Consider the following 17,842-nt stretch of genomic DNA (forward strand, 5'->3'; position numbering starts at 1 on the left):
GGCGAGACTTCGACGACAGGGCCTAGCCGGCCAGGGGGCGGCAGAGCAGGGCCGCCGGGCCCTGGCGGGCTGCGGCGCGGGTGGTGAAGGCGATGCCCGCCGCGTACTCGGTCGACAGGCACTGACCCTTGAGGTGACCGTGGGCGTAGTCGCCACCCGGGTCGCCCGGGGGCCGGGCGTCGCCGCGGTCGAACCAGACCGTACGGCCGGCACCGGCCGGGAGGGCCGTACGGGCGGGCGCGCACAGGCCGGCCGAGACCCGGGCCCCGCGCAGCGCGTAGCCGATGAGGAACTGCCCGCCCGGGCACTGGAACTTCGTGTACCCGGAGGCCCAGTCACCGCCGGGCGGGACGTGTCGTTCGTCCCGGACGACGGTGTGGCCGCCCGTCGCGGCGCGCAGGTCGGAGGTGGCGCACAGTCCCCGGCCCCCGGTGTGGCTCAGGCCGGCGAGCCGGGAGCCGTCGGGGCACACGGCCTTGCGGGCCCCGACGTCCCAGTCGCCGGCGGCCCTGGTGAGCAGCGAGGCGTTGTGGTCCCCGTGGTCGGTGGTGAGTTGGTACCAGGCGGGGGTGGCGGGAACCGGCCCCGTGCGCCCCGGGGCGCCGAGGAGTGCCGACCAGGGGCCGGTGCGCCAGTCGCCCGCGTCGAGCACTCCGCCGCGTCGGCCCGTGTGGTCGTAGCGGAGCAGCGCCCAGCTGTCGCCGCCCGGGGCGCCTTGGGCCGTGGTGCTCCAGCCGACCAGCGGCCAGTACGCGAAGTCCGCGTCGGTGGTGGTCAGGTGGGAGGTGAGGTTCTCGAACCAGGTGCGCGGGGCGGCGCCGCTCTCGTCGGCCCCGATGCCGAACTCGCTGATCCAGACGGGGGCGGTGAAGTGCTTCCCCGTTTCGGCGGAGACGAAGAACGCCTGCTCGTACAGGGTCTGTTCCAGTTCGGCGCGGGTCATGTCCTGGTAGCGGGCGTCGTGGGTCTCCCCCGTTCCGGTGGCGCCGCTGTGGTGCGGGCCGGTGTATCCGTAGAAGTGGGCGGAATAGACCAGCTTCCCGGACACGGCGAGGGTGTGCGAGAGCGTGCGGACGGGGGTGAGGGTCGGGCGTCCGTGGGCGAGGCCGTCGAGGGGGATGCCGGTCCAGTTGATGCCCTCGATGACGATGAGCAGGTTCGGGTTCGCCTCGGTGAGGATGCGGTCGGCGGCCTCCTGGGCGGCGGCGTGCCAGTCGTGGCCGTCCCCCAGGCCCCAGTTGGGGTCGTCGAAGACGTCGCGACGCACCTCGTTGTAGAGGTCGGCGCCCACCACGCGCGGGTTGTCGCGGTAGCGGCGGGCGATGAACACCCAGTCGTCCGCCCACCGGGCGGTGGAACGACCGCTGTTCCAGCGCTCGTTGCCGTCGAGACCGCAGCACCAGCGCGTGGAGCCGGTGTGGTTGTTGAGGATGACGGCGAGGCCCGCGTCGGTGAGCGCGGCCACCACGGCGTCGTACACCTGGAGCGGGGTGCGACCGCGCAGGGCCGGATTGGCGGCGACGGCGGTGTCCGGCACGGGGGCGCTCTCGCGCAGCATCTCGTTGGAGAAGGGGAGCCGGATGCTGTTGAGGCCGAGGGCCCGGAAGTCGGCGGTGAGGGTGGTCAGGGGCACCCGGTCGAGCCCCAGCGGTATGCCGTGGGAGTCCTGCCCGCTGTGGTGGGTGGCGGGATCGCCGCGGTCCCCGGAGCCGGTCCAGGAGCCCTGGGCGCCGTCCCAGTTCCCGGAGCGCAGGCGGAAGCGGTTGCCTTCGGCGTCGACGATGTACCGGCCCCGGGTGGAGAGCGGTGCGGTCCACGCACCCGCCTCCGCCGCCGCGGTGGCCCCCGGTACCGGTGCGGGCCGGGCGGCGTGCGCCGGCGGAGCGGCGACCGCGAGCAGGAGGAGGCCGGGGAGCAGGTGACGGGCCACCCGTGAAAGGCTGTTCATGTCGCTCCCGCCGGATCGGCCGCCCGGGGCCGGGCGGTTGACGCGGTCAAGTTACCCGCGGGTCGCTCCGGGGGGAAGCCGTTCGGCGTGAGTGGTCGGGCCTCGCGGACGGAGTGGGGGTTTCCGGTGAGCCCGGGCCCACCCGGTACGCACGGTCGCCGGTTCGTTTCGTTCGGTCATGTCCGGTTCCTGTCAACAGACGGCGCCCGGCGCCACTCGTTCACGCACCCCCGCCCCCGGGAAACCGCCCCGCGCGGGGCCTCGCACCTCTACCGTGCCCTGAGGGTTCGGGCACGACACCGGAGGGTGGCGCGGATGGACGACGAAGAAGACATGCGGTTGGCGAGGATGACCCCGGAGATCTCCCGCCGCACCCTCGCGATGCTGCGCGGGCTCGCCGGGCTGGAGCCACCGGAGCAGGTTCCGGAGGACGCCATGCTCGTCGCGGACGCGATCCTCGCCGAGCACGGCACGGACGGCTTACGGGTGCTGGTGATGACCCTCGCCGCCTGGGCCACGGCGCAGATCGAGAACGTCGCGGAGCTGAGCGAGCGCAGCAACGAGGCGGTGCTGGACGCGATGGAGCTGGCCTGTCTGGAGGCCGGTGCCGAGGAGTGAGTCGCGCGGCGGGCAGGGGGATCGGAGCCACCGGAATGGTTTCTTCCGCCACGGATCGGCCGAGGCTCCCCACAGCACGCCGATCCGGGCGCCGCACGACGAGAGGAAAGCGCGGTCACCCTCGGTGATCGTCGTGCGACGGTTCGCCCCGGCGGCCCCTCGGCGGGCTCCCCGGGCCCCGGATCCGCCGCGCGCGACGGTCACACCCTGGATCGGCGGAAGTCGGCGACACTGGGGGGAGCAGAGCGCAGTGGGGGGTCGTGATCGGAGGCCGTCGTGAGCACACCTTCCCCCATCCGGATCGCCGCCGTCCTGTCCACCGAGCATCGTGGACGGCTGATGTCGCACGCCCGCGAGGTCAATTTCCCCGAGAACGCGCCGATCTTCGACGAGGGCACCCGGGCGGACTCCTTCTGGATCGTGCGCTCCGGCACGGTGACGCTGGAGATCCCCGTACCCGGCCGCAGGCCCACACCCGTCCAGAGCCTCGGTCCCGGTGAGTTGGTCGGTTGGTCCTGGCTGTTCCCCCCGTACACCTGGCAGCTCAGCGCCGAGGCGATGACCCCGGTACGGGCGTACGAGTTCGACGGGACGACCATCCGCATGCTGATGGACGCCGATCCCGCGTTCGGGTCCGCGGTCGGGCACTGGGTCGGGCGGGTCCTCGCCATCCGGTTGCAACAGACCCGCACCCGGCTCATCGACCTGTACGCCCCGCGCACGGGCGCCACGCGCTGAGGAGTCGGGGCACTCGCGCGGGCCGGGATCCCCGCGGCCCGGCGCCCGCACAACCCGGCATCCGGTGCGTCGACCCCCTTCGGGCACGGGCGTCGACGCCGACGCCCGACACGGCGGGGCAGGGGCGGTTCCGAGGGTGACGCCGGCCCTCCCGGAGGCCTCGCTTCGCGTGTTTCAGGGTTGTTTCAGGGGTGTCTTCGGCCGATTCGACGGTTCGCTCCCCCACAGGTCAACACCCCGACATCGCTGCGGACTGCACTCATGCGGTCACGATCAGTGACGTGAAACAGCGGTACGAACGGGCGTTCCCGCCCCCCATGGGCAAGACTCACGTCCGCTATCCGAAGCAACCACCCGAGGAGTGTTCGAAATGCGGTCCATCACCAGGAATCTGGGACTGGCCACCGGCGCCATGGCGCTCACCGCCCTCACCGCGCTGGTCGGTTCAGGAGCCGCCGACGCCGCACCCGCCGGCACGGAGAGCATGTACGCGCCCTCCGCGCTCGTGATCAGCGTCACGGCCGGCGCGGACGCGGACGCGGGTACGGCGCTGCGCGCGGTGACGCTGGTGTGCGCACCGCGGCCGAGCGGCACGCACCCGGACCCGGTCGCCGCCTGCGCCGAGTTACGGGCGAACGGGCGGGCGCTGGACGCTCTCGCCGAACCGCGCGCGGACGCCGCGTGTACCAGGGAGTGGAACCCGATGACGGTCACCGCCGACGGGGTCTGGGAGGGGCGCCGGCTGAGCTACACGTACACCTTCGGCAACCCGTGCGGCCTGCGCAACAGCACGGGCGTCCTGTTCGGCATCTGAGCCCGATGCCCGGTCCGGGCGGCGTCGTGCGACCGTCGCCCGGTTCACAGGGGGCTCCGACCGTCCATGTTGAAGGCGTGTCCGGGACGGAACATCCGCTTCGCGAAGAAGTGGCCGTGCTCGGCGGCCATCCTGAACCACGGTTCGGCCTCCGGGAGTCCGTCCCGGAGGTCGACGAGCCGCCCCATGTCCCACATGGCCTCCACGTCTCCCAGCGTGATCGCCGCGCGGAGCAGCCGCTCCGCCTCGGTGTAGTCCTCGCCCAGCTTGTGGATCGAGGCGAGGGCCCGCATCGCCCGGGGGTCTCCCGCCTCGGCGGCGGCCCGCGCGTGTTCCACGGACGGGAACTTCCGGCGGTTGCGCCGCCATCGCAGGACGAGCAGGAGGATGCCGATCGCCCAGACCATCCAACCCGCTCTGCTCAGGCCATCGTTGTCGTTGATCCATCCGAGGATGCTCAGCACGGCGGCGACGAGCAGGAGCGGGAACGACACGGCGTCTCCCTCGGACCGAGCTCTGCGGACCCGCGCAGACTAGGCGAACTCCCCTTCGCTGTCAGCCCAGTTCGAGACTGGCGACCCCGTACAGTCCCGGCAGGTCGACCGTGGGCGCCGGCCCCGTGTACATCCGTGCGGCCTCGAAGGTCGGGACCAGTCCCAGCCCGGCCAGCAGGGCGGTGGCCGTCGGGTTCGCATCGGGCACGTCCACGGCGATCTCCCCGCCGGGGGCGTGCTCGGCGAGCCGCCTCAGCAGGGCGGCGGCCACCTCAGGCGTGGCCGCGTACAGGGGTCCGACGCGGGACGCCCCGCTGCACGGCCGGACCACGCCGAGTCCCTCGACCCGACCGTCCCGGACGGCGGCGAGGGCCGTGCGGCCCGGCAGCCCCGTCCACGCGGACAGGAAGGCGTCGCGCGGTTCGGGGAAGAACTTCCGGTCGTAGGCGGCGAGTCGGGAGAAAGGGAGGGTGGCGGCGTCCACGACGTGCACCCCGCCGTCGCCCCCGGCCTGCGGCACGCCCTCGTGGCGGACGTTGTTCCAGGCCGGACGGAACCCGGACCTGCGGTAGTTGTCCTGCTGCTCGACCACTCCGTCGAGCCCCACGAGGCGGCCGTCGAGGCGACTCATGCCGGCCTTCCACAGTCGGATGCCGTAACCCTGGCCGCGGACCCGTGGGCGGGCGATGTACAAGCCGATGAATCCGAAGCCCGTGCCGTAACGCACGGCGGAGACGCAGGCCACGGGCTCACCGTCGAGCCGGCCGACGAGGAAGCCGTCGGGATCGGCGACCGCGAAGGCGAAGCGGTCGGTGTCACCCGGATTCCAGCCCTCCTCGTCGGCCCAGGCTCGGATCATGTCCATGTCGGCGGCGCTCGCGCCGCCGATCTCGAATCCCGTCATGCCCGGTGTTGTACCAGACGCGCGCGGGGGTCAGCCCGCGCAGATCACGTCATCGAGCCGGATCGGCTGGGAGTCGAGCCGTACGTACGCGGTGAAGGTGTCGGTGTGCTCGGAGTCCCAGCCGGTGGTGACGGTCGCCCAGCCGACGCCCGCGGACGCGGCGACCGTGACCGCCCCGACGCCGATGGTGCGGGGCTGCCCCTGTGCGCAGAGCAGCACGTCGCTCTGGGGGTTGTCCCGCTGCTTGTCCTTCAGCACCTGCGAGACGCGATGCTCCCGGCCGTACCGGGAGGGACCGTGCTTGCCGTAGAAGACGGTGAGGAAGCGGCTGATCTCTGCCGCCGAGTGCCGGTGCGGCCCGGCGGCGACGGCGGGGGCCGGCGCGGGGGCGGGGGCGGCGAGGGCCGGGGCCGGCAGCGCGAGGAGGGAGAGCAGGAGGGCGCCGGTGAGGCGGGGGGTGAGCGTCATGTCCGGTTTGTAACCGCCCGCCCGCGCCCATGCGGAGGGACGCGGCCGGGCCTCACCCCAGTGGGGGCCGGATTCGGCCGAGAACCGCCCCTTTCGGCCGCAGGGCGTACCGCCTCCCGGTCACGGCGTGGCGGGCGACCGCACGGAATCCGGTCGCGTCGGGCAGTGGACCGTACGTAGGGTCGCGGCATGGGGAAATCACTCGTCGCCGTGTTCAGCGGGGCAGGAATGTCCACCGACTCCGGGATTCCGGACTACCGGGGACCGCAGGGCCTGTGGCGGCGGGAACCCGACGCCGAGAAGCTCGTGACCTACTCGCACTACATGGCCGATCCGGAGGTCCGACGTCGCTCCTGGCTGATGCGCGCCGAAATCGCGGCGCTCGACCCGCGTCCCAACGCCGCGCACCTGGCCGTGGCCGCTCTGGAGCGCGGCGGTACGCCGGTGCGGGTCGTCACCCAGAACGTGGACGGACTGCACCAGCTCGCCGGGCTGCCGGAGCGCAAGGTGTTCGAACTGCACGGAACGGCCCGATCGGTGCTCTGCACCGACTGCCGGGCCCGTTCCACCATGGAGGACGCGCTGGCCAGGGTTGCCGGAGGGGAACCGGATCCCGCCTGTCCGATCTGCGGCGGGATCCTGAAGCCCGCCACGGTGATGTTCGGCCAGCGGCTGGACCCCGAGGTGCTGGGTCAGGCGATGGCCGTGGCGAAGGGGTGCGACGTGTTCATCGCGGTCGGCTCGACGCTCCAGGTACAGCCCGCCGCCTCACTGGCCGGGATGGCCGCGGAGGCGGGGGCCCGCCTGATCATCGTGAACGCGCAGGAGACGCCGTACGACTCCGTCGCCGACGAGGTGATCCGCGAACCGATCGGGACCGCCCTCCCGGAACTCTTGGCGCGGATCGCCACGTAGTCCGGCCGGGGCCGTCTCCTGTCGCGCCGTGTCCGGACCTCGCGCCGCTCACCGCCCTACCCGGCGTCGGCCGCCCGCCGCATCTCCGCGACGTCGAGCTTCTTCATACGGAGCATGGCGGCGGCGGCCCGGGCGGCTCGGCCCGGGTCCGGGTCGCTGATCAGGTCGATGGCCTCGGTGGGGGTGACCTGCCAGGACAGGCCGAACTTGTCCTTGACCCACCCGCAGGCCGACTCCTGGCCGCCGTCCCTGGTCAGGGCCTCGTAGTAGTAGTCCGCCTCCGCTTCGTCGGCGCAGGGGATCTGGAAGGAGACGGCCTCGGTGAAGGGGAACTGGGGGCCTCCGTTGAGGCCGATGAACCTCTGACCGTTGATCTCGAACTCGACCACCATCACCTCGCCGACCGGCCCGGGACCGGCCTCGGTGTAGCGGCCGATCCGGCCGATCCGGCCGTCCTTGAAGACGGACAGGTAGAAGTCGGCGGCCTCTTCGGCCCGGCCGTCGAACCACAGGCACATGGTGAACGGGTTGCTGGTCATGACTACCTCCAGAGTCGTGCGGTGAGGGACACGGTCCCGCACATACAGACCGACCCCGCGCCCGAAACTCATCGGTGGGCGCAGGACGGGTTCGCACCGCTCCGGATCTCACTCCCGCGGGTCAGGCGCCGCCGGGGCGGACGGCAGCACATCGCACCGTCCGCCACCGCGCCGTCGCGGCCTTGCCGAGGACCGTCAGACCTCCAGCTCGGCTTCGATCTTCTTCAGTTGGTGCCGGGCCATGGCGAGGTTCGCCCGGCCTCGGTCGAGCGCGAGGTAGAGGAAGAATCCGCTGGACCCCCTCGCCTTCATGAGTCGGATCAGGTGGTACTGCCCTCCGAGGGTGATGAGGATGTCCTCGATCTCGTCCTGGAGTCCGAGCATCTCCATCGTGCGCACCTTGGCGCGCACCACGTCGGTGTTGCCCGCCGCGGCGACGGCGAGGTCGAGGTCCTTGCCCCCGCCGATGGTGCCGAGCGCCATGCCGCTTCCGTAGTCGACCAGGGCTGCTCCGATCGCGCCGTCGATGACGGTGGTGGCTTCTTTGAGGGCGGTTTCCACAGTGGCCATGAGAGGTTCCTCTTTCTTCGGTGACTGTCCGGGCTTCTGCTGTCCGGGGTCGTACTGGTCGTGTCAGTGGTCGGTAGGGGTGTGCGGCTCAGGTCAAAGGGGCCTGGGTGGGCATCGGCGGTGTCACCGGGCCCCGTCGACCGAGACTGTGCTCGATGAGCTCGGTGATCCGCAGGCTGGAGCGGCGGGCCTCCAGGTGGAGCCGACCCACGTTGACCCGTGGTTCGGCGATCAGCGTGAGGACGGCCGCGTCGCCCGCCGCGTAGGTGGCGATGTAGCCGGACTCGCCGCGCACCAGCAGTTCGCGGAAGCCGCCTTGGCCGGTGCTGTCGCTGAGTCGTCGGGCGACGCCCAGGGCGGCCGCCGTCAGGGCGGCGACGGACTCGGCCTCGGTGGCGGCGCTGTCGTGGGCGAGCACCAGACCGTCCACGCTCGCCGCGAGGGCACCGGTGAGTTGGGGGAGGCGGGCCCTCAGCCGCCGGAGTTCGGCGAGTATCTCGGCCTCGGCCTCGGCGTTCACCATCGCCGTGCTCATGTCGGCCTTCCTCCTTTCGGGCTGTCTCCGCTCGGAGCGGTCGGTGCGCAGAACCGGTCGCAGCGGGAGCCTCACAGGCTTGCCTCCAGTGCGTCGCGTAACCGGCGGAGCAGGGCCACGTCCGGGGATTGGGCCTGGGTCATCCAGTCGGGCAGGGGTGTCTCGGCCATGGGTATCGGGGCCGGTGCGTGCGGGGTCTCGACGAGACCGGCCGCCGCGAGTCTGCGTACGTCGAGCAGGGTGTGGAACGCCGGTCGGCCGAGCACCCACGCGAGGTCGGCGGGGGTCCGTCTGCCGTCCGCCTGGTGGAGCAGGAGGCGTTGCCGGGCGGTGATCGTCTGCCCGGGTGCGGCCTGACGGGGTATCACGGGGGCGGTGTCCAGGAGCGGATAGGGCCAGACGGCGTCCAGCAGTTCCCGGCGGCGGCGCGTCTCCCGCTCGACGGCGGCTGCGGGTACCGAGCGCACGGATCCGATCCAGTGGGTGGCGCCGCGGCGGAACCGGGACGGGCCGCTGCCCGGCGACAGTGCGAAGAACGCGGCGTCGAAGATCGCGGCGAGGTGGCATATCTCCAGCTCGCCGCCCGCCAGGCCGCCGCTGTCCACGAGGTAGCGGGCGACCTGGCGGCGGGCTCCGGCCTGGTTCACGGCGTCGTTCCAGCGCTCGGGGGCGAGGCCGCCACCGGTGGTGAGCAGTACGTCGAGACCGGGGGTGGAGGGACTCTCGGCGTGCACGACGCGGCCGTCCTCCAGGAACAGGGTGCCCCGGTCGCGGAGCAGGGCGCCGGTGGCGCGTTCGGCGGCGAGGCGAGTCAACAGGGGGGACACTTCCACGGGGTTGGCGGGGAGGGTCGGGGCGTTCATCTGAGCACCAGCTCCTCGGCCAGTGCGCGGAGTCTGTGTCGGGCGAGGGCGAGGTTGCCGTCGGCCCGGTCGAGCCAGAGGTGCAGGAACACGCTGCTGTCGAAGCTCGTCTCGACGAAGCGCAGCACGTGGTAGCCGCTGCGGGTGGTGACGATCAGGTCCTCGACCGGCGGGCCGGCGAGGTCTTCCTGGCCGGCTCTCCCGGTCTCGGGGGCGAAGGATTCGTACTCGGCTGCCGCCCGGGCCAGTTCGGCGGTCTCGGCGGCGGTGGTCTCGTGGTCTCCGACCGGCGAATCCCCTGCGGTGCCGAGGGCCAGTCCACTGCTCCAGTCCACGAGGGAGGCCCCCCGTGCACCGGGCAGGGCCATGGCTTCGAGCAGACATTCGTCGATCCCGGGCACGCGGGCTCCCCTCCCGGCCAGACGTGCTGGGTGCACGGTCGTACGGCGCGACAGGAGGGAACTTACTCAAGTTCCACACGGCGAAAGGGGGTTCTGGCATTTTCCGCTGGAACATGCGCGATAGCTCGTGACAGCCTGGCCGGAACGCGTCGCATTCTGATCAAGAAGCGAACAAGAGAACGTCAATACGTCGCACGACGCCATCCTCGCACCGCTCGCACGCCTCGGTCAGTCCGTCGGCCGTCCCGGGAGCAGACGCTCCGCCATGGCCTCCAGGAGGTCGCCGACCGGGTACGGGTCCAACAGACTCGGAACCGTCAGGTCGTCCACGATCAGCCCCAGCATCGCGAAGTACAGCAGCACCACGCCCTGCCGGTCCCCGGGAAGCCCCGACTCCAGGTGCCAGGCGACGTTCGCCTCCAGTTCCGCGCCCTGGAAGGCGGCGAGTTCCGCCTGGAGCTCCGGACGCCGGGTCGCCTCCAGGCGCAGCTCCAGCGCCGCGATGTGCACGCTCCGCTCGCGCCTCGTCCGATCGAGGAGCCGGCCGAGCAGCACCGTGGTGTCGAGCGGGCCGACCAGGTCCGCCGGGTCGGGGGTGAGTCGCTCGCGGGAGCGGTGCAGGATCTGGACCAGGAGCCGCCCCCGGTTGGCGAAGTAGTTCGACGCGGTCCCGGTGGGGACGCCCGCCTCGGCGTCCACGGCCCGCAGGGTCAACCCGCGCGAGCCCTCGCGTGCCAGGACTTCGATGGCGGCGTCGAGCAGCGCGACGCGACGTTCCGGATTCTGTCGCATGGTCGGATTCCTGGGGTGGGTACGGGAACGGGCTCCCTGAGTACTTCAGGCGCAGTGCTCAGGACACGCTAGCGGACACGGCGGCCTCCGGGCCCTCCCCACCGGCCCCTCCCCCGTGTCACCCTGCCGGTCATGGAGCGGATCATCGAGGAGATACGCGAGGACCTGGACCGCCGGATCGCCGTGGCGGCGGACCGGCTCGCCGACCGCACGCTGGCCGAGGACCCCGCGTACGCCACCCTGCTGGGGCGGACCGAAGTGCGCGAACGGATCCACCGTCACCTCCGTCAGGCCGTCGACGGCCTGGTCCGCGAGTCCCGGGGTCTCCCGGTGGACCTCTCCGAAGCCCGGGCCATCGGCGCCCTGCGGGCCGAACAGGGACTGCCGCTCGCCTCCCTGCTCCGCGCGCAACGGCACGGCGGCCGGCTGCTGTGGCAGACCCTCACCGAGGCGGTGGCCGCGCACGACCGGGCCGCGCTGCCCCGGCTGCTGCCGGGCGCGGCCGCGCTGTGGGACGTACTGGAGCAGATGACGGACGCCGCGTCGGACGCGTACCGCCTGGCCGAGTTCCCCCGAGCCGAGCGCGACCGGGAACTGAGGGCGTCCCTGCTGGACGGGCTGCTCGACGGCACCGGGGAGGCCGCCGAGGCGGCGGCCCGGTTGGGGCTGCCCGCGCGGGGCCGGTTCGCGGTGATCGTGCTGGCACCGCCCGGTCTCCCGGAGGCCGGCCCGGAGCCCGTCGCGCCGCGCGTGCTGTGGCGCAACCGCGCCGACGGGGAGACCGGCGTCGTGGAACTGGGCCACCACCCGCTCGAGTCGATAAGGGAGTTGCTCGCCCCATCTGGCGTACGGGCCGGGGTCAGCCCCGTCGTGGAGGAGGCCGCCGACCTGGCCCGAGCCCGCCGGCTGGCGCTCCTCGCGCTGCGCGCCTCCCCCGCCTCGGCCGGTCCGTCCACCGTGCTGCTGGACGAACGGCTCCCGGCGGCGCTGGTGGCGGGGCAGCCCGAACTCGCGGGCCGGCTGCGGCAGGTGGTGCTGGGCCCGGTCCTGGCCCTGCCCCCGGAGGACCGCCGGGTGCTGTTGACCACCCTGGGCACGTGGTTGACCTGCCAGGGCTCGACCACGTACGCGGCCCAGCGGCTGTACTGCCACCGCAACACGGTCTCCAACCGGCTGCGCCGTCTGGAGCAGCTGACCGGCCGCTCGCTCTCCGATCCGGCCCATGTGGTGGAGCTGGCCCTGGCTCACGCGGCGGTGGTCCGGCACGCCTCGACGGAACAGGTCGTATCCCGGCCAAAGCCGCGGGAGCGCCCTTTCGGCCCGAAAGGGCCAACTGGCTGACCACCAGCGACTTACCAGTCGGTAACCGGGGGTCGATTTTCAGCCGGCCCGGTCGTGCGGGATGCCCGGCGGCCACCGGCCGTGCACAAGGCTCGGTCGTGATCCGACCCCCACGCACCACCGGGAGAGACCATGGCGCACACCCCCGCCGACCCCGCGTCCCACACCCCCGAAGCCGCCCGGACGGCCGCCGAACTGGCAGCCGCCCAGGACCGCGAGACACGGCTGCGGGCGGCCCACGAGTTCTACGCGGCGGAACTGGAACACGACCGGGTACTCACGCTCCGCGGCGACCTGGAGCTGCTGCGCGGCGCCGGACCGCGGAAGGGCTAACGCCTCGCCTCGGTGGGGTCGGCCGTCTCGGCCGGCTTCGCCGACTCCAGCAGGTACGGGACGTCGATCACCGCGACACCCGGCGTGAACAGCAACCGGGCCTTCAGTCGGAGCGCGTTCTGGTTGTGCAGGGGCTGCTCCCACCAGTGCCCCACCACGTACTCGGGAATGACCACCGAGAGCATGTCCGTCCCCTCCGCGGCAGCCAGCTCCTGCACGTACTCCAGGACCGGCCCGACCACATCGCGGTAGGGCGAGTGCAGCACCTTGAGCGCGACCCCCGGGTCGTGCCCGGCCCAGGCCTCGCGCAGCCGGTGCGCGTCCTGGGCGTCGGCCGCGACGCTGACCGCCGTGAGACTGTCGGGCCGAAGGGCCTGCGCGTAGCCGAGCGCCTTCAGGGTCGGGGCGTGCACGGAGGAGACCAGCACCACCACGTGGTGACGAGAGGGTTTGCGCGGCCTGACACCGGGGGCGACGGCCACCTGGTCGGCGACGGTGTCGTAGTGGCGCCGGACCCCCTTCATGCCGACGAACAGCAGCGGCATGGCGATGACGACCAGCCAGGCGCCGTGGGTGAACTTGGTGATGAGGACGATGACCAGCACCAGGGCGGTCATGGCCGCGCCGACCGCGTTGATGGCCAGTCGGCGGTGGATGTGGACCCGCTCTCCCTTCGCCGTGTCGGGCGAGTCGAGCACGCGCCTCCAGTGCCGGACCATGCCCGACTGGGACAGGGTGAAGGAGACGAACACGCCGATGATGTAGAGCTGGATGAGGCGCGTCAGCTCGGCGTCGAAGGCGACGATCAGGGCGATGGCGGCCAGCGCGAGCAGCACGACGCCGTTGGAGTACACGAGCCGGTCGCCGCGGTTGAAGAGCTGGCGCGGCGCGTAACGGTCCTTGGCGAGGATCGATGCGAGCATCGGGAATCCGTTGAAGGCGGTGTTCGCCGCGAGGATCAGCACCCCTGCGGTGACGGCCTGGAGCAGGTAGAACAGGAAGTGCCAGCTGCCGAAGGTGGCCCGACCGATCTGCGCGAGCGCGGTCGAGGTGGGCGTCCCGGGGGCGAGGCCCAGTTCCGTCGGATCGGCCGCGACGTGCACCTGGTAGACCATGGCGAGGAAGGTGATCCCGAGGAACATGGTCACGGACAGGACGCCCATGATCGCCAGTGTGTTCGCGGCATTGCGGCTCTTGGGCTTGCGGAAGGCGGGGACGCCGTTGCTGATGGCCTCGACGCCGGTCAGCGCGGTACAGCCCGAGGCGAAGGCGCGCATCACGAGCAACACCAGCGCCAGGCCCGTGAACGTCTCGGTCTCGATGATGGGCAGGGAGGCGGACTCGGCGCGGATGGTGACGCCGGTCGCGAGCCGTACGGCGGCGACCGCGAACATGACGTAGATGACGAGCACGAAGCCATAGGTGGGGATGGCGAAGATCCGGCCCGATTCCCGGACGCCACGCAGGTTCATCAGGGTCAGCAGCACCACGAATCCGACCGACAGCGCGACTTCGTGGTCGCTGAGCGAGGGGATGGCGGAGGTGATGGCGGCGACGCCGGAGACCACCGAGACGGCGACGGTCAGCACGTAGTCGACGAGGAGCGCGCTGGCGGCGGTCAGCGCGGCCGTGGGGCCGAGGTTCTCGGAGCTGACGATGTAGGCGCCCCCGCCGCCGGGGTAGGCGTGGCAGGTCTGCCGGTAGGAGGCGACGACCACGATCATCAGGAAGACGATGGCGGCTGCCGCGTACCAGGTGAGGTGGAGCAGCGTCACGCCGCCGAGGGCGAGGATCAGCAGGATCTCCTCGGTCGCGTACGCCACCGAGGAGAGCGGGTCGCTGCAGAAGATGGGCAGCGCGAGCCGCTTGGGAAGCAGGGTCTCGCCCAGGCGCGCGGTGTCGAGCGGTTCACCGACCAGCACGCGTTTCGCATTGATACGCCTCATTCAGGCATGATCGGCCACTCTTTGTCCGGTTCGCTGGCTCTGGGGGCTGTGTCGTCTGCCGTGCTCACACGGGCGGGGCGTCGAGCTCCCCGGCGGCGTGAGGTCCTTCGTTCGGGGGTACCTCGCGCGTCATCGCGAACGGAGGCCGCCGGGGACACAACGACCGTGTTCGCTCGCACACTTCGGCCGCACGCTCGACCGGGCGCTCCCCGGGGGCCGGTTTCCGGCCGGGTCCCGCCACGGGCGCACGGCTCCTCCGGTGCGGCTCCACCCCTGGGGCGCCGGACGGGTTGACCGGATTCGTTCGCACAGCCGCAGAGCATCCGGAAGGCCGCGAGCATATGCCTCGGGCAAGGCTCCAACAGATGTTGCCAAACCGCTTACGACCCTCCGCGGGCTGTGCCACAGTCGATGCCGGTCCTTCTTTCAGACCTGGCCGTGCCGCGCCTGTATCGGAGTCCTCATGCCGTCCCATCTCTACGCGGACCGTCCCGCGCAGCCTCCCGAGCCGGGACCGGTGGACGCCCTGATCTCACAGACCCGACGGCTGCGGGGCGAGGTGAACGCCGTGCGCCGCGACGCGGTCGCGGACGACGACGACGCGCAGGGCCGCTGGCAACGGGCACTGTGCGACCTCGCCGTGCACCACCTCGACGACCTCGGCCGGCACCTCGGCCAACTCAAGGAAGGGCTGCCGCCCGCCCCCGAGGAACTCGTCGAGCTCCCGCGAGGGGCGCCCGACAGCCTGCCCGAGGAACCACCGACCCGGGTCGGCAGCGCCGAGTGGAACCTGCTCACCGACGCGGTGACCTGGTCCGAGGAACTCTTCCAGATCTTCGGCCGCTCCCCCGAGGCGGGCCCGCTGCCCCTCGACGAACTGGGCTCGACCCTGTTCTCCGAGGACCAGCCGGCCCTGACCGCGATGGTCACCGACTGCCTGGTGGACGGCAAACCGATCGACGGCGAGTTCCGCATCGTCCGGGCCGACGGCCGCGTCCGGACGTTGCACATGAGGGGCGAGCCGGTACTCGACTCCGACGGTTGCACGGCCTCCATGTGGGCCGTGTTGCGGGACGTGAGTGAGCTGCGCCGAAGCCAGCGCGCGGTGCGTGAGTCGCACGACTCGCTGCAACGCCGCCGGGACATCGCGCAGACCGAGCACCGGCTGGCGGTCGAACTGCAGGAAGCCGTGCTCCCCCCGTGGCGCGGCTCCCTGCGGTTCCCGCAGGACAGCACCGGCGCGCTGGACGTCGCCGCACGCCATCTGCCCTCCGCGACGGGCGCGCCGATCGGCGGGGGCTGGTACGACGCGTTGGAACTGCCCGACGGCCGTTCACTGTTGACGGTCGGCGACCTCACGGGACACGGGGTGACCGCCACCTCCGGGATGGCGATGCTCCTCGGCGCCCTGCGCGGGATGGCCATGGCCGGGATCGAGCCGGGCCCCCTGATGGGCTGGCTCAACCAGCTCCTGGACACCTCCGTGCAACCGGCGCTCGGCTCGGCCGTCTGCTGCCGCTACGATCCCGCCCGCCGGCTGTTGTCCTGGGCCCAGGCCGGACACCCGGCCCCCCTGCTGTTCCGTCGTGGTGGCGGACGCTCCCTGCGCCCGCCGGAGGGCGTGCTGCTGGGGGCGACCCCCGGTGCCGTGTACGGGCAGGCCGAGGAGCGACTGGAGGCCGGCGACGTGCTGGTCCTGCGCACGGACGGGTTGACCCCGAGCGGCTTCGGGCTCACCGAAGCGGACGGCACCGAGAGGCTGTTGGCGCTCGCGCCAAGGTTCGCCGCGGCCGGGTCGGCGCAGGAGTGCCTGCGGATGGTCACCGAGGAGTTCGGCGAGCACGAGCGCGACGGCGACGCCGGCGTGCTGGTCGCCCGGGTCGGAGCGTAGGGGCGTCCGGACAGGGCCTCCTTCGTCGACTTCAGGGCCGCGCCCCGGGCGCGGCCCTTCCCACGTCTGCGCGGAAGCGGTTGAGGTCTCGTGCGCCGGGCCCGACGCCGGCGGCGCGGACCTCACACCGGCCTGGGCGCCACGGGACTGTTCGGCAGGGCCGACTCGATCTCCTGGCGCAGGTCCTCGATGCGCGCGTACCCGGCGTACTGGCCGGTGAGGCGGTACATCTCACGCAGTCGGTCCCATGTCCGGTGCGAGGAGGTCTCGTTCATCGACACCAGGGCCAGCCGGGCGTAACGGTCGGCCTGTTCGGGGTCGTCGGCGATGAAGCAGGCCGAGGCCATGGAGATGTAGTCGAAGATCTGGGACCGCTGGTGCCCCTGTGCACGCAGCCGCAGCGCCTCGTGGGCGTGCCGCTGGGCGATCGGCGCGACCGAGGGGTCGTGATCGGCGAGGGTGCGGAAGGCCAGGGCCTGCATGCCGTGCAGATCGGCCTCGTCGAAGTGTTGCATCCACGACGGAGGCGGCACGTCGCCCTTGTCGGAGACGAACAGGTCCTCCGCCTCGCCCAGGGTGCGCCGCATGGCCTGCCCCTTGCCCATCGAGGCCTGGGCCCAGGCCTCGATGGTGTGGAGCATGGCGCGCGTGCGCGGCAGGGTCTGCTCCCCGGAGCCGGACTGCGCCAGCTTCATCAGGTCGAGGGCCTCGTTCGGCCGCCCGAGGTGGACCATCTGTCGGGCGGCCCGGGACAGTGCCTCGCCGGCGCGCGGCCGGTCGCCACCCTCGCGCGCCGCGTGGGCGGCGATCACGAAGTACTTCTGCGCGGTGGGTTCGAGACCGACGTCGTGTGACATCCAGCCCGCCAGGACCGCCAGGTTGGCCGCCACCCCCCAGAGCCTGCGCTGGAGGTGGTCGGGGTGGCGGTACGCGAGCATGCCGCCCACCTCGTTGAGCTGGCCCACGACGGCCTTGCGCTGGAGTCCGCCACCCCTGGAGGCGTCCCAGGCGCGGAAGACCTCGACGGAACGCTCCAGCGCCTCGATCTCCTGGGAGCCGATGGGGGCGGCCTCGTAGCGGTCGTATCCCGCCTGATCGGCCTGGTAGGCGTTGTCTCCGAAACGCTGCGCGTTCTTGGCGGTGGCGGGATCGGTGTGCAGCCATTCGTGCATGGCGTTGCTGAGGGCTGAGCCTGCGGTGAGCGCGACTCCCGCGCCCATCAGGCCGCGACGGTTGAGCATGAGGTCCATTCCCGTGAATTCGGTGAGGACCGCGGCTGTGCGTTCGGGCGCCCAGGGCACTCCGTCGGGGTTCTCCTGCGCCCCGTCGGGCTGCCGTTTGGAGGTGCGCCGCTGCCGTACGAACCCGAGGTCCTCAATGGTCACGACACGACCGAGCCGCTCGGTGAACAGTGCTGCCAGTACCGTGGGCACCGGTTCGCGCGGGGTCTCCCCCATGTCGATCCAGCGCCGCACCCGCGAGGTGTCGGTGGCCAGTTGGTGGTGACCCATGGCCGCCGCCTGCCGATTGACCATCCTCGCCAGTTCGCCCTTCGACCAGCCGGCCAGGCCGAACAGGTCGTTCAGACGGGTGTTTGGACCTTTGCTCACGTCAAGCCCCCAGGTTCTCGGCTGAGTTGACAGTAGCCCCCCGTCAGATGCCCAGCGACTATTCGCCAGGCTTCGCCAGGGCACGCAAGATGGTCCGCCACCCACGGTCGGGTGTCAGGTAG

19 protein-coding genes are annotated in these 17,842 nt (G+C 72.0%); 7 read left to right on the forward strand and 12 right to left on the reverse strand.

The genetic code is table 11. From position 1 onward, the window contains the following. Window positions 1-22 precede the first annotated feature (22 nt). Window positions 23-1,948 carry a glycoside hydrolase family 5 protein gene (locus tag ACQEVM_RS21200; RefSeq protein WP_433081344.1) on the reverse strand — a complete coding sequence of 642 codons (1,926 nt, stop codon included), beginning with the start codon at window positions 1,946-1,948 and terminating at the stop codon, window positions 23-25. Between the two features lie 315 nt (window positions 1,949-2,263). Between ACQEVM_RS21200 and ACQEVM_RS21205 the strand changes: the two genes are divergently transcribed. The 3 genes from ACQEVM_RS21205 (at window position 2,264) to ACQEVM_RS21215 (ending at window position 4,118) form a co-directional block, all read left to right on the forward strand. After that, complete coding sequence (locus tag ACQEVM_RS21205; RefSeq protein ID WP_433081346.1) at window positions 2,264-2,566, forward strand: hypothetical protein; 303 nt, start codon at window positions 2,264-2,266, stop codon at window positions 2,564-2,566. 276 nt (window positions 2,567-2,842) lie between these two features. Further along, window positions 2,843-3,304: a Crp/Fnr family transcriptional regulator gene (locus ACQEVM_RS21210; RefSeq protein ID WP_433081348.1), complete on the forward strand. Its 462-nt coding sequence runs from the start codon at window positions 2,843-2,845 to the stop codon at window positions 3,302-3,304. 370 nt (window positions 3,305-3,674) lie between these two features. Beyond that, window positions 3,675-4,118 (forward strand): SSI family serine proteinase inhibitor, encoded by a 444-nt coding sequence (locus ACQEVM_RS21215; RefSeq protein WP_433081350.1) that lies wholly within the window; start codon window positions 3,675-3,677, stop codon window positions 4,116-4,118. Window positions 4,119-4,162: 44 nt separating this feature from the next. Here the strand turns inward: ACQEVM_RS21215 and ACQEVM_RS21220 are convergent, their stop codons facing one another. The 3 genes from ACQEVM_RS21220 to ACQEVM_RS21230 form a co-directional block, all read right to left on the reverse strand. Further along, window positions 4,163-4,612, reverse strand: coding sequence for a tetratricopeptide repeat protein (locus ACQEVM_RS21220; protein WP_433081352.1), 450 nt, complete (start codon window positions 4,610-4,612; stop codon window positions 4,163-4,165). A 61-nt stretch (window positions 4,613-4,673) separates the two neighbouring features. Then, window positions 4,674-5,516: a GNAT family N-acetyltransferase gene (locus ACQEVM_RS21225; RefSeq protein ID WP_433081354.1), complete on the reverse strand. Its 843-nt coding sequence runs from the start codon at window positions 5,514-5,516 to the stop codon at window positions 4,674-4,676. 30 nt (window positions 5,517-5,546) lie between these two features. Further along, a complete protein-coding gene (locus tag ACQEVM_RS21230; protein ID WP_433081356.1) occupies window positions 5,547-5,984 on the reverse strand; it encodes a hypothetical protein in 438 nt (145 codons plus the stop codon). 189 nt (window positions 5,985-6,173) lie between these two features. On the opposite strand from ACQEVM_RS21230, the gene ACQEVM_RS21235 reads away from it, so the two are divergent. Further along, complete coding sequence (locus tag ACQEVM_RS21235) at window positions 6,174-6,899, forward strand: SIR2 family NAD-dependent protein deacylase (RefSeq protein ID WP_433081358.1); 726 nt, start codon at window positions 6,174-6,176, stop codon at window positions 6,897-6,899. 56 nt (window positions 6,900-6,955) lie between these two features. On the opposite strand, the gene ACQEVM_RS21240 is transcribed toward ACQEVM_RS21235, so the two are convergent. The 6 genes from ACQEVM_RS21240 to ACQEVM_RS21265 all read right to left on the reverse strand — a co-directional run bounded on the left by ACQEVM_RS21240 (window position 6,956) and on the right by ACQEVM_RS21265 (window position 10,599). Next, complete coding sequence (locus ACQEVM_RS21240) at window positions 6,956-7,438, reverse strand: VOC family protein (RefSeq protein WP_433081360.1); 483 nt, start codon at window positions 7,436-7,438, stop codon at window positions 6,956-6,958. A 195-nt stretch (window positions 7,439-7,633) separates the two neighbouring features. Then, window positions 7,634-8,008, reverse strand: a complete 375-nt coding sequence (locus ACQEVM_RS21245) for a hypothetical protein (RefSeq protein WP_433081362.1) — start codon at window positions 8,006-8,008, stop codon at window positions 7,634-7,636. A gap of 88 nt (window positions 8,009-8,096) precedes the next feature. Further along, window positions 8,097-8,543 (reverse strand): roadblock/LC7 domain-containing protein, encoded by a 447-nt coding sequence (locus ACQEVM_RS21250; RefSeq protein ID WP_433081364.1) that lies wholly within the window; start codon window positions 8,541-8,543, stop codon window positions 8,097-8,099. Window positions 8,544-8,614: 71 nt separating this feature from the next. Further along, window positions 8,615-9,406: a transcriptional regulator gene (locus tag ACQEVM_RS21255; RefSeq protein ID WP_351373379.1), complete on the reverse strand. Its 792-nt coding sequence runs from the start codon at window positions 9,404-9,406 to the stop codon at window positions 8,615-8,617. Continuing rightward, entirely contained in the window at window positions 9,403-9,807 is a 405-nt protein-coding gene (locus tag ACQEVM_RS21260; protein WP_433081366.1) for a hypothetical protein, read from the reverse strand. The genes ACQEVM_RS21255 and ACQEVM_RS21260 overlap by 4 nt, the downstream gene beginning before the upstream one ends. Before the next feature lie 228 nt (window positions 9,808-10,035). Further along, on the reverse strand, window positions 10,036-10,599 hold the full coding sequence (locus ACQEVM_RS21265) for a TetR/AcrR family transcriptional regulator (RefSeq protein WP_433081368.1): 564 nt from the start codon (window positions 10,597-10,599) through the stop codon (window positions 10,036-10,038). A gap of 132 nt (window positions 10,600-10,731) precedes the next feature. Here ACQEVM_RS21265 and ACQEVM_RS21270 point away from each other — a divergent pair, with 132 nt between their 5' ends. Then, window positions 10,732-11,940, forward strand: coding sequence for a helix-turn-helix domain-containing protein (locus ACQEVM_RS21270; RefSeq protein WP_433081370.1), 1,209 nt, complete (start codon window positions 10,732-10,734; stop codon window positions 11,938-11,940). A gap of 132 nt (window positions 11,941-12,072) precedes the next feature. After that, window positions 12,073-12,273 carry a hypothetical protein gene (locus ACQEVM_RS21275; protein WP_433081372.1) on the forward strand — a complete coding sequence of 67 codons (201 nt, stop codon included), beginning with the start codon at window positions 12,073-12,075 and terminating at the stop codon, window positions 12,271-12,273. On the opposite strand, the gene ACQEVM_RS21280 is transcribed toward ACQEVM_RS21275, so the two are convergent. Next, entirely contained in the window at window positions 12,270-14,219 is a 1,950-nt protein-coding gene (locus ACQEVM_RS21280; RefSeq protein ID WP_433081374.1) for an APC family permease, read from the reverse strand. The genes ACQEVM_RS21275 and ACQEVM_RS21280 overlap by 4 nt on opposite strands. A gap of 463 nt (window positions 14,220-14,682) precedes the next feature. On the opposite strand from ACQEVM_RS21280, the gene ACQEVM_RS21285 reads away from it, so the two are divergent. Continuing rightward, a complete protein-coding gene (locus tag ACQEVM_RS21285) occupies window positions 14,683-16,110 on the forward strand; it encodes a PP2C family protein-serine/threonine phosphatase (protein WP_433081376.1) in 1,428 nt (475 codons plus the stop codon). Window positions 16,111-16,232: 122 nt separating this feature from the next. Here ACQEVM_RS21285 and ACQEVM_RS21290 read toward each other — a convergent pair whose 3' ends face one another. Then, entirely contained in the window at window positions 16,233-17,720 is a 1,488-nt protein-coding gene (locus ACQEVM_RS21290) for a DNA-binding protein NsdB (RefSeq protein ID WP_433081378.1), read from the reverse strand. Window positions 17,721-17,842: the final 122 nt, after the last annotated feature.

Source organism: Streptomyces sp. CA-243310, assembly GCF_050936775.1.
Lineage (GTDB): Bacteria > Actinomycetota > Actinomycetes > Streptomycetales > Streptomycetaceae > Streptomyces.

What these genes read in the sequence shown, in the direction of transcription:
- ACQEVM_RS21265 (WP_433081368.1), bottom strand. Translation starts at nt 10,599, where the DNA reads ATGCGACAGAATCCGGAACGTCGCGTCGCGCTGCTCGACGCCGCCATC.
- ACQEVM_RS21280 (WP_433081374.1), bottom strand. Translation starts at nt 14,219, where the DNA reads ATGAGGCGTATCAATGCGAAACGCGTGCTGGTCGGTGAACCGCTCGAC.
- ACQEVM_RS21250 (WP_433081364.1), bottom strand. Translation starts at nt 8,543, where the DNA reads ATGAGCACGGCGATGGTGAACGCCGAGGCCGAGGCCGAGATACTCGCC.
- ACQEVM_RS21230 (WP_433081356.1), bottom strand. Translation starts at nt 5,984, where the DNA reads ATGACGCTCACCCCCCGCCTCACCGGCGCCCTCCTGCTCTCCCTCCTC.
- ACQEVM_RS21205 (WP_433081346.1), top strand. Translation starts at nt 2,264, where the DNA reads ATGGACGACGAAGAAGACATGCGGTTGGCGAGGATGACCCCGGAGATC.
- ACQEVM_RS21225 (WP_433081354.1), bottom strand. Translation starts at nt 5,516, where the DNA reads ATGACGGGATTCGAGATCGGCGGCGCGAGCGCCGCCGACATGGACATG.
- ACQEVM_RS21255 (WP_351373379.1), bottom strand. Translation starts at nt 9,406, where the DNA reads ATGAACGCCCCGACCCTCCCCGCCAACCCCGTGGAAGTGTCCCCCCTG.
- ACQEVM_RS21275 (WP_433081372.1), top strand. Translation starts at nt 12,073, where the DNA reads ATGGCGCACACCCCCGCCGACCCCGCGTCCCACACCCCCGAAGCCGCC.
- ACQEVM_RS21235 (WP_433081358.1), top strand. Translation starts at nt 6,174, where the DNA reads ATGGGGAAATCACTCGTCGCCGTGTTCAGCGGGGCAGGAATGTCCACC.
- ACQEVM_RS21245 (WP_433081362.1), bottom strand. Translation starts at nt 8,008, where the DNA reads ATGGCCACTGTGGAAACCGCCCTCAAAGAAGCCACCACCGTCATCGAC.
- ACQEVM_RS21270 (WP_433081370.1), top strand. Translation starts at nt 10,732, where the DNA reads ATGGAGCGGATCATCGAGGAGATACGCGAGGACCTGGACCGCCGGATC.
- ACQEVM_RS21215 (WP_433081350.1), top strand. Translation starts at nt 3,675, where the DNA reads ATGCGGTCCATCACCAGGAATCTGGGACTGGCCACCGGCGCCATGGCG.
- ACQEVM_RS21240 (WP_433081360.1), bottom strand. Translation starts at nt 7,438, where the DNA reads ATGACCAGCAACCCGTTCACCATGTGCCTGTGGTTCGACGGCCGGGCC.
- ACQEVM_RS21285 (WP_433081376.1), top strand. Translation starts at nt 14,683, where the DNA reads ATGCCGTCCCATCTCTACGCGGACCGTCCCGCGCAGCCTCCCGAGCCG.
- ACQEVM_RS21200 (WP_433081344.1), bottom strand. Translation starts at nt 1,948, where the DNA reads ATGAACAGCCTTTCACGGGTGGCCCGTCACCTGCTCCCCGGCCTCCTC.